General features: G+C 60.8%; 7 protein-coding genes. 2 read left to right on the forward strand and 5 right to left on the reverse strand.

The window, feature by feature from the left end; all coding sequences use genetic code 11:
* Nucleotides 1-2: 2 nt before the first annotated feature.
* The 3 genes from KGD89_RS00460 to KGD89_RS00470 form a co-directional block, all read right to left on the reverse strand.
* Complete coding sequence (locus KGD89_RS00460; protein ID WP_025257862.1) at nt 3-4,685, reverse strand: RHS repeat-associated core domain-containing protein; 4,683 nt, start codon at nt 4,683-4,685, stop codon at nt 3-5.
* Nucleotides 4,682-7,666 carry a type VI secretion system Vgr family protein gene (locus KGD89_RS00465; protein WP_025257863.1) on the reverse strand — a complete coding sequence of 995 codons (2,985 nt, stop codon included), beginning with the start codon at nt 7,664-7,666 and terminating at the stop codon, nt 4,682-4,684. Before KGD89_RS00465 ends, KGD89_RS00460 begins: the two co-directional genes overlap by 4 nt.
* An 81-nt stretch (nt 7,667-7,747) precedes the next feature.
* A complete protein-coding gene (locus KGD89_RS00470; RefSeq protein WP_143008711.1) occupies nt 7,748-7,963 on the reverse strand; it encodes a hypothetical protein in 216 nt (71 codons plus the stop codon).
* Nucleotides 7,964-8,373: 410 nt separating this feature from the next.
* Here KGD89_RS00470 and gltP point away from each other — a divergent pair, with 410 nt between their 5' ends.
* The gene (gene gltP / locus KGD89_RS00475) at nt 8,374-9,705 is read left to right on the forward strand and encodes a glutamate/aspartate:proton symporter GltP (RefSeq protein WP_025257864.1); all 1,332 of its coding nucleotides are present in this window, start codon (nt 8,374-8,376) and stop codon (nt 9,703-9,705) included.
* A 101-nt stretch (nt 9,706-9,806) separates the two neighbouring features.
* Complete coding sequence (locus KGD89_RS00480; protein WP_025257865.1) at nt 9,807-11,048, forward strand: nucleoside recognition domain-containing protein; 1,242 nt, start codon at nt 9,807-9,809, stop codon at nt 11,046-11,048.
* A gap of 4 nt (nt 11,049-11,052) precedes the next feature.
* Here KGD89_RS00480 and KGD89_RS00485 read toward each other — a convergent pair whose 3' ends face one another.
* Both KGD89_RS00485 and KGD89_RS00490 read right to left on the reverse strand, forming a co-directional pair.
* Nucleotides 11,053-12,234: a DUF5924 family protein gene (locus tag KGD89_RS00485; protein ID WP_025257866.1), complete on the reverse strand. Its 1,182-nt coding sequence runs from the start codon at nt 12,232-12,234 to the stop codon at nt 11,053-11,055.
* A gap of 81 nt (nt 12,235-12,315) precedes the next feature.
* Nucleotides 12,316-13,695, reverse strand: a complete 1,380-nt coding sequence (locus tag KGD89_RS00490) for a M16 family metallopeptidase (RefSeq protein WP_025257867.1) — start codon at nt 13,693-13,695, stop codon at nt 12,316-12,318.
* Nucleotides 13,696-13,721: the final 26 nt, after the last annotated feature.

A 13,721-nucleotide genomic window follows, 5' to 3' on the forward strand; every position in this document is an offset into this window, starting at 1 on the left:
TTTTATCCATAAAAATGTTTGTATGCCTGTTTAATTGCCTTCCGTTTACATTTCTCACTCACTCCGGCAGCCCCAAGATCTCTATAGGAATTTCTAAACTCTTCCTGCATTGATGTCCCCCATTTAGATTGCCCGTTAGCAAGTCGCTCATCTCTTCGAGCATTTTGCAATGCCGTAACGGTTGAGTGCTGTGGAGAGGCGGGCAGCAAAATTGCAGGTGCGCTTCCTCGTGAGTAATCTGAAACATTAGTCTTAGCCCATGCATCCTGGATTATATGATGCGATTGCATTCCCGAAGGTCTTGGAGAAGGCTGCTCAGCATGGGCTGCAATACCACAAGGATCACAACTGCACTTTGCCAGCCCAAGCGGATCCATCCAGCCAACAGGATTCGGCGCATACGCATACAGGTTCAACCCACCCGCATACCCAATCGGATCCTTACTAACAAACCGCCCTACCCTCGGATCATAGTACCGGTATCGGTTGTAATGCAGCCCCGTCTCATGATCGTGGTACTGGCCCTGGAAGCGGATCGGGTTGGTCAGGCCGAGCTGTTGGGCTGAGGCCGAGCGTTGTTCCTTGATTTCACCCCATGCCTTGTACTGTGCGCTCCAGGCGATGTTGCCGTTCTGGTCGGTCAGCTCCTGTGGCGTGCCCAGGTGGTCGCACTGGTACCAGGCCAGGGCGTCGAAGGGTTGGGCTTTTGGCCTGTGGTGCCACAGTGGGTCTTCGTCGAAGTTGTAGGGGCCGCTGTAGTCGGGCTGGTCGAGCAGGTTGATCGGGCTTTGGCGCAGGGCCTGGGCCACGGGCACGAAGCTGCCGGGTTCGTACAGGTAGTGCACGGTGCGGCCGGTGCCGCTTTCGTGCTGTGCCGGGCTGCTTTCCCAGGCGAGGGTGTCGCCGTCCCAGCCGTAGAGGGTGAAACCGCAGCCCAGTTCGCGTTGCTTGCGGGCGTGTTCGTTGCAGTTCCATTGCGAGCCCGCTTCGGGGCGGTGTTGGGTGTGCGCAGTCGAGTGCTTGTACAGACGGCGACCCAGGGCGTCGTAGGCGTAGTCCACTGCCAGGCGCGCATCGTCGAAATGCACCAGCCGGTCGAACAGGTCCCAGGTCAGGCGGCTGTAGGCACCGTTGTGCCAGCGCAGTACCTGATTGCCGCGCTCGTCGTAGTCGTAATGAGTGCCGGCGTATTCGCGCAGCAGGTTATCCAGCAACTGGCTGCGCTTGGGGTCCTGGTCCAGCGGGCGGCGGATTTCGTTGACGGTGTCGTCCAGCAGGTTGCCTGCCGGGTCGAAGGCAAAGGTTTCCACGCCCAACCGGCTGGTGGCGCTGAGCAGACGGCCTACCGGGTCGTAACGATAGGCCAGCGGGCCACGGCGGCTGTCGTTGATATCGGTCAACTGGCCGGCGGCGTCGTATTGATACTCGCGCTTGAGCAGGGTGGATTTGTCGTCGGGACGGCCCAGCAGTTGTTCCTGCAAGCGTCCGGCCGGGTCCCAGCTCTGGGTTTGCAGCAGGCGGTTGCCTTGGTGACGGGCGATCTCGCGGTGCAGGTCGTCGCGTTCGTAGCCGATCAGGTCATGGTCGTCCAGACGCATTCCCAGCAAGTGACCGCTGCCATAGGTCAGCCAACTGACGCGATGCCCATCCGGGCGGGTGGTGGCGATGCGTTGGTTGAGCACATCGTATTCATGCTGCCAGACCGCGACCTGAGGTTTATCCAGGCCCAGATAGTGCTGATGCTCGCGCAGCAGGTTGCCCGCCGGGTCGTGGAACCATTGCAGGCGGCTGTCGGGGTTATCGGCGAGGATCAGGTTGCCGTTGCCGTCGTAGGCAAAGGTTTCGGTCTGGGTCTTTTCGCCTAGGCGCGCCGTGCGTTCGATCAGGCGGCCTACGGGGTCGAAGCTCAGGTCGATGGCCCGTTCGCCATTGACGGTGCGAGCCAGACGGCCGGTGTCCGTGTCGTACTGATAGCGGGTGACCCGGCCATCGAAACCGGACTCGTCCAGCAAACGGCCTACAGGGTCGTAGTGGAAGTGGGCGCGGCGCTCGTTTTCGTTTTCCAGGGTGGTCAGGCGACCCAGCAGGTCCCAGCGGTAGCGCAGGGTCTGTTCGGCAGCATCGATGCGTTCGGCAATCAGGCCCGCTGCGCTGTAACTCCAGGTGGTGCAGCGTTCCAGGGCATCGGTGTGGGCCAGCAGTCTGCCTTCGGCATCGCGCTCGAAACGCTCTTCGGTCTTGTCCGGGTGAATGATCAGCGCCAGGTGTCCGGCCTTGTACTGGTACTCGGTGGTGTTACCCGCGGCATCGGTGAAGCTGACCATCTGCCCCAGGTCGTTGTATTTCCAGGCGCTGCTCTTGCCGGAGCAGTCGGTGTATTCGACGAGTTGCCCGGCGTCGTTGTAGGCCAGAACCTTTTCATTGCCGTGGGCGTCCTTGATGGCCGTGGGCAGACCTGCGTCGTTGTAGGCGTACTCGGTGGTGTTGCCCAGCGGGTCGATGGCTTCGACCAGATTGCCGTGATCATCGTAACCGCGCTGCCATTGCCCGCCTTCGGCGTCGCTGATCTTGATCAACTGGTCCTGATCGTCGTAGGCGTAATGCACCACGGTGTCGTCGGCGCGGATATGTTGCAGCAGGTTGCTGCGCTCGTCGTAGCGATAGCGGTCGGTGCTGCCGTCAGCGTGCACATGGCGCACGACGTTCTTGGCCTCGTCACGGAACAGCCATTCCGAGCGCCCGTCGGCGTGGCGGATGCGGTAGGTGTAGCCCTTGATGTCGTAGTAGTGCCAGGTTTCATGGCCCAAGGCATCGGTGACGTAGGTCAGGCGGATGTTTTCGTCCCACTCCAGGCGGGTGTCGAAACTGCCGTCGTCGGCCCATTCGCGCACGGCTCGGGCGTCGGCACCGCTGCCGTCCCATTGCAGGTTCATGCCGCGGCCGGTGCGGTCGGTGTAGCGGATGATCAGGTGCGATTGGTAGTGATACTGCCAGGCGGCACCGTTTTCATCCTGCGCCTGAACCAGATCGCCATCAGCGTCGTACTGGTAGCGACACAGCTGGCGCAGCGGCGTGCCGTCCTTGATTTCCCACAACCCGATCAGGCGGCCATGCTCGTCGAGCATTGTGCCGACGTGCAAGTGCACCTTGCTGATGTCACCACCCTGATAGGTCAGGATGTCGGACAGCACGCTGGAGTCGCCATGGCGATGCTCGTAATGCAGCATCACCCCGGCACCGTTGCGCAACTCGATACCGGTCAGGCGATAGTGCTGGCCGTGGCGCAGGTAGGTTTCCTTGCGTTCCAAGCCGCGACACAGCACCAGTTGCTCTTCACTGGCGCGCACCAGGGTGACGTTTTCGATGGCGTCGTAATGGAACAAGCCCACCGCAGGCAGCGGGCAGGCATGGCTGCGGCCATCGGCGTCGTGGAACATCAGCCCGTCATCGACCCGGTCGAAGCGGGTGGTGAGTTCGCTGATCCAGCGTGCGCCCATGACGCCTTGATCGTAGGCCGACAAACGCGAGTTATAGAGACGCGCCCAGTGAATAGGGAAAGGACCGGGCAGGCTGAAGTCGGTGTGGCTGAAGGTTTCGGAGCCGAGGGCGAAGCTGATGCTGTTGCCTGTAACGGCGCAGACCCCGTTTTTCGGGCACTGGGGATCGCCGGTGGCGGGTGCCTGTTTTTCCTGCGCCCCCATCTCCCCTTCGCCCGCTTGCTTTGTTGCCTGGCTGGTGGTGCCCGATTTGACGCTGGCGCTCTGGCCACGCAACTGACGCTTGCGCCAGGAAGCAACCGAGGTCGCCAGCATTTGCAGCAGCCAGCCAATGGAGTGCAAGGCTCGGGGATCGCTCAGGCGGCTTAGTTGGGCGCTCAGCTCCGGGCCCATGGCTTTGAGGCCGGCGGTTTCGGTCAGTACCCGTTTCTTCGCTTCGTCGGGCAGCAGGTTTTTTGCCGCACTGTTGGCGACACCCTTGCCTGCCGCCTTGTAGGCACTGAACAGCCCGCCGAAGATATTGCCGATGGCGGCCTTGGGGTCATTGAGCAGTTGGTCGCCTGCCTTGCTGAGCTGGGCGTTGGCAGCCTTGAGGTCGCCCTTGGCATCAAGGGTGCCGTTGGCCACGGCTTCCAGGCCCTTGGCGATTTCGCTGATCACGTCTTCGCCCAGCTTGCCTGCGTCCTTGAGGATCGCTGCCAGCTTGGGTTCTGCCTGTTTGACGAAGTCATCGATGGTGCCGACGATGGTGGCGTTCAGGTGCCCGATCAGAATCTCGATCAGGGCATCGCCCATCACCAGCTTGGCGCTGTGGCGCAGTTCCTGGCGCACCAGAAACAGTGTCGGGCGCAGGCTCATGCGCGCCGCAGCCATGGTGGGTGGCGCTGGCAACACGCCGATCAGGTTGATGCCCAGGCTCACCCAGTCGAGCATTTCGCGTTTCTGGCTCTTGGTCAGAGTGACGATATCGCTCAGCGCATCGACCAGCGCCATGATGTTGCCCACCACCGGCAAGGCCCCGGCGGTGTTCTTGATCCGCTCCAGGGTCACGATGCCGCCGCTGACTTCCTGCAACCAGGCATCGAAGACCGCTGCCCCGCGTCCCACGTCTTGCAGGTCGAGGGTATTGAGCGGCGCGACTGCCACCTGTGCTTCACGTTTTGCTACCGCAGTAGTCTCAGTCGTCATGACAGCATCTCACCCGCCAGAAGATCGGGCGTTTTCAGGGGAATCGAGGGAGGCGTGAGGGGCGGCAGGCTCGGCAGCTTGGGCATGCTCGGTAGTGTGGGCAATTGCGCCAACTTGCTCGCGTTGCCCAGTACCGACGCCGCACTCGGCACGACGGTGCCGGCCAGGTTGGCCAGTTGCGGAAGGCCTGATGCGCCAGCCTGCAATGCACTTTTGGCTTGCTGGGCGGTCTGCACGGCTCCTTGTGCGGATTGCACCACGCCCATGCCTTTCTGGACGGCGGCCATTCCGTTACTGGCCATCTCCATCCCGCCCTTGGCCAGCGCCTTGCCGCTGTCCAGCAGCTCGGCAGCCTTGCCTTCGCTCGGCAGTACACTGGCTACCATCGCCTCGATGGACGACGGCGCGCTGTCACTCTCCGGCTGTTCCGCTGGCCACTCAGGTTTGCCGATGTAGCTGCCGTCGCTCCAGGTATCCGCCGGGTCTGGCCCGAACTTCACCTGCGCGGGTCCTGGTGCTGCGCCCGAAACCGTGGCAAAGCCCTTGGCATCAAGGCTGCCCTTGAGGCTCTTGCCCAACGCATCGATAACCTCGAAGTCTCCCCCTTTGATGCCCTGTAATCCCGCGTACTGGTTGAACAGCTCCAGCGTGCCTTGGCCCGGTTTTGGCGGTTCGGGGAAGACGCCCGCCAGACTCTTGGCCCCGGTGTAGGCAAAGTTCGCTGCGTGTGCGGTGTAGGGGCCGGGTGTGGCGTGGGTAATGCCGCCCGCGTTGTAGGTGGTAGCGCTGCCGCCGCCCTGTATCACCAGTTCGGTCTTGGCGGTGATGGTGATGCGGTCGGCATTGGCGGTGATATTGAGCTTGGCCAGCAGGTTGATGCTGTCCTTGAGGGCTTTGACGTCGATGTCGCCGGAGACGGCCACCAGCCGCCAGCCCAGGTTCTGCACGAACAGCCGCATGCCCTGACTGGCGCTGGCCAGCAGGCGTTTGCCGATGGACAGGCTGGTGTGCCCGGTGCTGCTCAGGGCCAGGTGTTCGCCGGTGGCGATATGGCTGGAGCGCGGTGTGGACAAGGCGATGCCGGCCGGGCTCGCCAGCACCAGATGCGGTTCGGTGAATTCCGGAAACTCATTGGCGCTCATGTTTGCCGGACCGCTGCCCAGAATGCCCTGATGCTGGGCGTGCAGCGCTTTGGCCACATCGTCCTGATCGCCAGTTTCCTGAGCCTGCACTTCGCGAGCCTGGGCGCCCAGGCCGTCCTGTTGCTCGCTGGCGGTGGCCAGTCGTTCGGCCGTTTCGGGCAGGTCCTTGTGGTGTTTCGATTCGTTGGGGCGTGGTTCGGTTGTGATCAGCAACCCTGCCGCCGCCCGCACCGCGCCATGGCGGTCGGTGCGCAGCTCGAAGCCTTCACCGCGGGGTTTGCCGCCGGAAGGGCGTGGATGGGTCAGGTAGCCGAGGTTGATCGCACTGGCACCATGGTCGCTGCGCAGCGCGATGCTGATCTCGCTGGTGGTGTCGTCGATGCGCAGTTCGTTGGCGCGGCTGCCCTTGTATTCCTTGCTCTTGACCGTGGCCAGGGTCTTGAAGTCCGGCAGTTTGTAGGGCGGCAGGTTGACGCCGTGGTACAGGCAGCCGGTGAGCAGCGGCTGATCGGGGTCGCCTTCCAGAAAGCTGATCAGCACTTCCATGCCGATGCGAGGCAGGTTGATCGAGCCGAAGTTCTGGCTGGCCCAGTTTGACGCCACGCGCATCCAGCAACTGGTCTTGTCGTCGTGCTCGCCTTCGCGATCCCAGAAGAACTGCACCTTCACCCGACCGTACTGGTCGCAGAAAATCTCCTCGCCTTCGGGGCCGGTGACCACCGCCCGCTGAGTGCCCAGCACCTGTGGCTTGGGGTGATCCAGTGGCGGGCGGTATGGCACGTCCCATGGGGTGGCCGTGAAGCGGTTGCGGTAGCCCTGGTGAAAATCGTCCTTGAGGTCTGTGGTGTCGCTGGTCACCGACTCTTCCAGAACCTGCGGCTGCTTGCCCTCATGGAAAATCTCGGTGAGCAGCCACAGATCGTTCCAGGCCGCGTTGGTATGTTCGGTCAGCGACAGGAAGTGTCCACTCACCAGCAACGGCTGGTCACTGCGGCCTTCTGCCAGGCGGTAATCACTGCGATGGCGCTCCAGCGCCCGGTTGGCCAGGTGTTTGCCGCGCTGGCGATCGGTGAAACGGCCTGGGTAGTCGTAATCCTCCAGGTCTGGCTGGGCTTCGCTTTTGGCGTCGCTTTCCAGCTCGATACGCGGCTTGGTGAAGTCGTAGTCGCGCCGTGTCGTGCGGCTGGTGCGGGTCGTCAGGCGCAACTCGAAGCGCTTGATGACCGGCGTGTCGGCGACCAGGCCGTTGTCCTGCTGGTAAGCCACCGGGGCCAGCTTGGGGAACACTGTCTGGTCGTCGCCGAACACCAGCGTGTGGGCACTGCTGCTGTGCTGGAAGTGGTAGTGAATCCCCTCTTCTTCGCACAAGCGCTGGATGAATTGCAGGTCGGACTCGTCGTATTGCACGCAGTACACCCGCTCGGGGTATTCCGTACTCAGATGAAACTGGTGATCGCTGGCCAGAATGCCGTGCTCTTCCAGTACCTGGGTGATGATCTGTGGCACCGTCATTTGCTGGAAGATGCGCTGATTGATGCGGTGCGCCAGATAAGCCAGCTTCGGGCGCAGACTGATCCGGTAGCGGGTCAGGCGCTTGCCGGCCTCGCCCTGAGCGATGCTGTACACCAGGCCATGAATGCCGGTGCCCGAGGGCGACAGTTGCAGGAACGCGAGCTTGTGCAGCAGCCCTTCGAGGTCCAGCGAGGCTTTTTCGCTGACCAGTTCCAGTTCAAAGGCGAAGGGTGTGTTGAGCGCTTCACGGCCTTCAAAGGCCAGAACCTGAAAGTCTGCGCCTTCAAGGGTCAGCGTGAAATGGGGCTGGTTGGCCGATGAGAACATCCCTTGTTCCTCGTGCATGGCTGCACGGGCACGAATTGCTTTTCTGGCTATCCATGCCCGCAAAAGTAGTCGGTGTATCTCCTATTCCCGGTAGGGCAAAAAACCGGCCGGGATGAATGGCGCAAAAAGTTGCTCACGGCTGTGCAATTTCTTGCGCAGTCGTCTGTAAGAGTTGAAGTAAAAAGTCTGCATTAAAATATGCACAGGATTATCAATAATCAAGTGTGCAACTTCTTGCGCACTTTTCCCCGTTGCCAAATATGTTGCTGAATGTATGCCGCCAAGCGGTGGATTCATGGGGCAAATCAGCCTGTTCCACCGCGCCAGAATGACCGTCGATCCAATATTTCTTCGTAAGGGTACTGGCCGGTTGGCTCTCTGCCACGCAGCCGTTGCCAATTTCTCTTGCCAGGCTGGAGGCGACGTTCTAGCCACTTTGGGAGGCAATAGGGACAACTTTTTTGTGTCGCTATTAGATACGAAATTTCATTTTGTTATGCCGATTCGGCATGAGGTAGTCGTTTATGGCATTAGACGTGCCTGTGTGCCATGGGAATAGTTGCGCCTTTTTTCACCTGCAATAGAGCATGAACGCTCGTTTGCAGGGGCCTTTTCTGGGTGTTTCCGGTTTCGACACTGCCTCTGTAAAAGCAGTTTCAGCATGTCGGTTATGGATATGTCCAGCCACTAAAAACAAGGGTAAATGAATGAAGAAGGCAAAGCTGAGTCTGGCCTGGCAGATTCTGATTGGACTGGTACTGGGGATTGCCCTCGGTGCGTTGCTCAACCACTTCAGTGCCGAGAAGGCCTGGTGGATCAGTAATATCCTGCAACCAGCAGGCGATATCTTCATTCGTCTTATCAAAATGATCGTGATCCCGATCGTGATTGCCTCGCTGATCGTCGGTATTGCCGGTGTGGGCGACGCGAAGAAGCTGGGTCGCATCGGTCTCAAGACCATCATTTACTTTGAAGTCGTCACCACCATCGCGATCCTTGTCGGTCTGGTTCTGGCCAACGTGTTCCAGCCGGGCGCGGGCATCGACATGAGCACCCTGGGCACGGTCGATATCTCGAAGTATCAGCAGACCACTGCCGAGGTTCAGCACGATCACGCCTTTATCGCGACGATCCTCAACCTGATCCCTTCCAATATCTTCGCTGCCATGGCGCGTGGCGAAATGTTGCCGATCATCTTCTTCTCGGTGCTGTTCGGTCTGGGCCTTTCCAGCCTGCAAGCCGAAGTGCGTGATCCGCTGGTGAAGATGTTCCAGGGCGTCTCGGAAACCATGTTCAAAGTCACCCACATGATCATGAACTACGCCCCGATCGGCGTATTCGCGCTGATCTCGGTGACAGTCGCCAACTTCGGTTTCGCTTCCCTGCTGCCGCTGGCCAAGCTGGTGATCCTGGTCTACGTGGCCATCGCTTTCTTTGCCTTCGTGGTGCTGGGCCTGATCGCCCGCATGTTCGGCTTCTCGATCATGAAGCTGATCCGCATCTTCAAGGACGAGCTGATCCTGGCTTACTCCACCGCCAGCTCCGAAACGGTCCTGCCGCGTGTGATCCAGAAGATGGAAGCCTACGGCGCGCCGAAAGCCATTTGCAGCTTCGTGGTACCGACCGGCTACTCGTTCAACCTCGACGGTTCGACCCTGTACCAGAGCATCGCGGCCATCTTCATTGCCCAGTTGTACGGCATCGATCTGTCGGTCGGCGCGCAGATGATGCTGGTGCTGACCCTGATGGTCACCTCCAAAGGCATCGCGGGCGTTCCGGGCGTTTCCTTCGTGGTACTGCTGGCCACTCTGGGCAGCGCGGGTATCCCGCTGGAAGGCCTGGCATTCATCGCCGGTGTCGACCGCATCATGGACATGGCGCGTACCGCACTGAACGTGATCGGCAACGCCCTGGCGGTATTGGTTATCGCTCGTTGGGAAGGCATGTACGACGAGGCCAAGGGCCAGCGCTACTGGAATTCCCTGCCGCACTGGCGCAGCAAGGACCCGGTTCCTGCTGCCACTCCGCTCGCTGACTGATCGCTGATCGGTTGCACCGACAAACCCCGGACTTTCCGGGGTTTGTCGTATCTGCTGCTCCCGATTGTTATCATCGCCGCATCTTGTGAGGGACATATCCGATGCTCAATGGCTTGTGGCTTGGTTTTTTTGTCGTTGCGTGCGTATCTGCCATGGGGCAATGGCTGATTGGGGGCAACGCCGGTATTTTTGCCGCGATGGTCGAAAGCATCTTTGCGATGGCCAAGCTGTCGGTCGAAGTGATGGTGCTGCTGTTCGGCACGCTCACGCTCTGGCTGGGCTTTCTGCGCATTGCCGAAAAGGCCGGGATTGTCGACTGGCTGGCCAAAGTGCTCGGCCCGCTGTTTCTGCGCTTGATGCCCGAAGTGCCGCCGGGCCACCCCGCGCTTGGCCTGATTACCCTTAACTTCGCCGCCAATGCTCTGGGCCTGGATAACGCCGCTACGCCTATCGGGCTCAAGGCGATGCGTTCTCTACAGGAGTTGAACCCCAGCCAGACGGCTGCCAGCAACGCGCAGATCCTGTTTCTGGTGCTTAACGCCTCGTCCCTGACGCTGCTGCCGGTGACGATTTTCATGTACCGCGCCCAGCAAGGCGCGCCTGACCCGACGCTGGTATTCCTGCCGATCCTGCTGGCCACCAGCGTATCGACCATCGTGGGCCTGCTGTCGGTGGCGTTCATGCAGCGCCTGCGGTTGTGGGACCCGGTGGTGCTGGCCTATCTGATTCCGGGCGCGCTGCTGCTCGGTGGCTTCATGGCCTTTCTGGGAACGCTGTCGGCGGCGGCACTGGCCGGCCTCTCTTCCATTCTCGGCAACCTCACGCTGTTCGGCCTGATCATGCTGTTCATGATCATTGGTGCGCTGCGCAAGGTGCAGGTCTATGAGGCCTTTGTCGAAGGCGCCAAGGAAGGGTTCGATGTTGCCAAGAATCTGCTGCCCTATCTGGTGGCGATGCTGTGTGCGGTGGGTGTGCTGCGGGCTTCCGGTGCGCTGGACTTCGGTCTTGAAGGCATCCGCCATCTGGTGGAATGGCTGGGCTGGGACACGCGTTTCGTCGATGCCCTGCCGACCGCCATGGTCAAGCCGTTCTCCGGTAGCGCCGCACGGGCGCTATTGATCGAAACCATGCAGACCCAGGGCGTGGACAGCTTTGCCGCGCTGGCTGCCGCCACGATTCAGGGCAGTACTGAAACCACCTTCTACGTGCTGGCGGTGTATTTCGGTGCAGTGGGCATCCAGCGGGTTCGGCATGCGGTGGGCTGCGCCCTGCTGGCCGAGTTCTCGGGTGTCGTCGCTGCCATTCTGGTCTGCTACTGGTTCTTCGGCGCGACCGCGACCTGATTCGTCATTGCGCAGCCGGCGCTTCGGGCGCTGGCTGAGACGCAGGTTTTTCCTGCTCCTGTTCCGGTTCGCTCTTCTGCTCTGGAGCCGGTTGCGGCTCAGGCTTTTCATCATCGCCGCCCGGTTTGAGCTTGATCAGCCGACCTGTTGGCCGGGTGACGGCCGGTTGATCGGTATCGGTGACTTCAAAGCGCAGCACACCGATCATTTGCCCGTCTTCGGTAAGCACCCTGATCTGCCAGCGCCCGACCACGTCTTTCGGGAAGTTCTGCTTGTGGGTCCAGGCACGATAGCCTTCCTTGCGGCCGCCATGGATATCCAGCGCGATGCGCTCCACTTCCTGGCCGTCACGTCGCCAGACATGGTAGATGCGTTCTTCAAGACCTCGCGGGGCATTGATGGCGGTGTAGGCGTACAAGCCGTCGCGGCGTAGCTGCGTGGCGCTTATCTGCTTGATGCTCTCGCCCGGTGTGCGGTTCTTGTTGTCGAAGTCGGTGCTGATGGCGACTTCGGTCAGCCACAAGGTTGCTGGCGGCACCCAGGAGCGCAGCAGCCAGCCCGCGCTGCCCACCGCCAGCGTCACGGCGATGACCGCTACGCCGCGTCGCCAGGTATTGATCGGAAAGCTGGAGGCCAGACTGGGAAAGGACAGCAGCATGGCGGTGCCCAGTGCCAGTTTGTAACTTTGCGAAGTGGTCAGGTTGAGAATGATGGGCAGCGCCGTGAGCAGTGCCGCGAACAGCGTCAGGGTATGCAGGGCCATGAACAGCCAGCGGCGTGGCGCCAGCCATTTGTAGTACAGCGGATCGATGATCGAGATCAGGCCTGCGGCCCCCAGCAAGGCCGTGAACACCAGTTGCCCGCTGTTCCAGGTCGTGGTGACGAAAAAGAACGGCAGCACGAAAAACAGGCTTTCCTGGTGGATCAGTTGCGTACCGTAACGCAGCAGGCCCTGAGGTATTTCCCGACCGAACGTCTTGCTGAACAGCCGTACCACGCTGTTTTCGATCATCAGCCACAGCCAGCTGATCAGCATGACAATCGCGATCCAGGTCGCCAGACCCGCCTGACGGTCCACCAGAATGAAACTGGCGATCCCGGAGATGAAACCCCCTGCCGCAATCACCCCCGGATAGCGTCGTATCAATCCCAGGGTGCGGGTTACGTAGGAGTTCCAGTCAGGCATCTTGGCAATTCACTTTCATCGGCTTTAAAACCCCGGCAGCATATCAATGCCTGTTTCTGTGTAAATACCGTGCTGCCTCGATCACTTGCGAAGACGCTTGCGCACTCGCCAGAACACCAGCAGCCCGATCAGGCCGACAACCAGTGCAGCCAGCCCATACAAGTCGTCGTAGCTCAGCAATGATTTTTCGACCCGCCAGTAACCGGGCTTGGCCAGCAACTGGCGCATGGCGTGATTGGCGGTGTCCAGGCTCACGGCCTTGATGCGTTTGACCGGGTCGACAAAGCGCCCGTTTTCATAGTCATTGAGCGCCCCCCAGTAATAATCGGCCAGCGCACTGTTGCCTTGCACGGCCCAGGCCTGTCTGGCAATGGCGGCCTGTTGCAGGCGGGCAAAGGTGGCCGGTTGCATGCCTTCCTTGCTCAGGCGCTTGAGCAGAGTGCGAATGCTTTGCTCGGCTTCATGGATGTCATCGCGCTCAAGGTCGGCATTCAGGCTCATGAAGCCGACTTCCCCGAAGACCTCACGATCAGCCGATGGTCCATAAGACAAACCGTGCTTGAGGCGCAGCTCTGTGTAGAGCGCCCAGTCCAGATAGGCCTCGACCAGTTCCCAGGTTTCGTCGTGCTGTTTTTCGAGCTGCGGCTCGGCGAAGGTCAGGTGCAAACGTGCGCCCTCGCCCAGCATGCCGCGTATCAGAGTGCTGGAAGCCTGGGCCGTGCCATTGCTTTCGGCCAGCGGCGGATGCTCGATAGGATCGATCGGGTTGAGCTGCCCGTAAGTCCGCTCCAGATAGCTGGGCAGCAACCGGTCGAGGTCGCCGACCACGATCAGCGTCATGTTGTTGGGGGCGTACCAGCTCGCGAAAACATCCTCGACCTGCTTGAGGGTGATGTCATCCACCTGCGGCCGCTCGGCACATTTGAGGCCCAGTTCCATCGCCAGCTGATTGCTGGCACCGGTGCCGGACTCGCGACGATCGAGCAGGCGTTGCAGATGGGAAAAGTGGCCGCCGTCTTCGCGCTCGACGATGCGCTTGACCTCATCGAAGCGGCTTTGCAGCAGTTCCGTATTGGTCAGGATCTCCAGTAAGAGATCGAGAATCTTGCGCTGATTGCTGGCCGGTGCCTCGATCACGAATGTGGTGTCGGTGTTGCTGGTGAACGCATTCCACTCGCCACCCAAGGCTTGCATGCGCTCTTCAAGGCCGCCTTCGCCGCTGTCGTCGGTGCCGCTGAACAGCAAGTGCTCCAGCAGATGCGGCAGTTCCTTGTCCTGGCAGGCGAAGTCATCGAAGCCGATGCCGACCACCAGCCGAATCGCGACATGACCCTTTTCATAACCCGGTTTGAGCAGCACTTGCAGGCCGTTAGGCAACAGATAGCCCTCGACCTGAAGACGATCAAGGGCCAGCGAAGGGAGAGAACTCAGAAGCAGACAAGCGAACAGCAGGCAACGCATAAAGCAGCTTTCCTTGCGGGCCGGTA

Source organism: Pseudomonas cichorii, assembly GCF_018343775.1.
Lineage (GTDB): Bacteria > Pseudomonadota > Gammaproteobacteria > Pseudomonadales > Pseudomonadaceae > Aquipseudomonas > Aquipseudomonas cichorii.

Excerpts from the sequence above, each read along its gene's own strand:
- KGD89_RS00465 (WP_025257863.1), bottom strand. The coding sequence starts at position 7,666 with ATGTTCTCATCGGCCAACCAGCCCCATTTCACGCTGACCCTTGAAGGC.
- KGD89_RS00470 (WP_143008711.1), bottom strand. The coding sequence starts at position 7,963 with ATGAATCCACCGCTTGGCGGCATACATTCAGCAACATATTTGGCAACG.
- gltP (WP_025257864.1), top strand. The coding sequence starts at position 8,374 with ATGAAGAAGGCAAAGCTGAGTCTGGCCTGGCAGATTCTGATTGGACTG.
- KGD89_RS00460 (WP_025257862.1), bottom strand. The coding sequence starts at position 4,685 with ATGACGACTGAGACTACTGCGGTAGCAAAACGTGAAGCACAGGTGGCA.
- KGD89_RS00490 (WP_025257867.1), bottom strand. The coding sequence starts at position 13,695 with ATGCGTTGCCTGCTGTTCGCTTGTCTGCTTCTGAGTTCTCTCCCTTCG.
- KGD89_RS00485 (WP_025257866.1), bottom strand. The coding sequence starts at position 12,234 with ATGCCTGACTGGAACTCCTACGTAACCCGCACCCTGGGATTGATACGA.
- KGD89_RS00480 (WP_025257865.1), top strand. The coding sequence starts at position 9,807 with ATGCTCAATGGCTTGTGGCTTGGTTTTTTTGTCGTTGCGTGCGTATCT.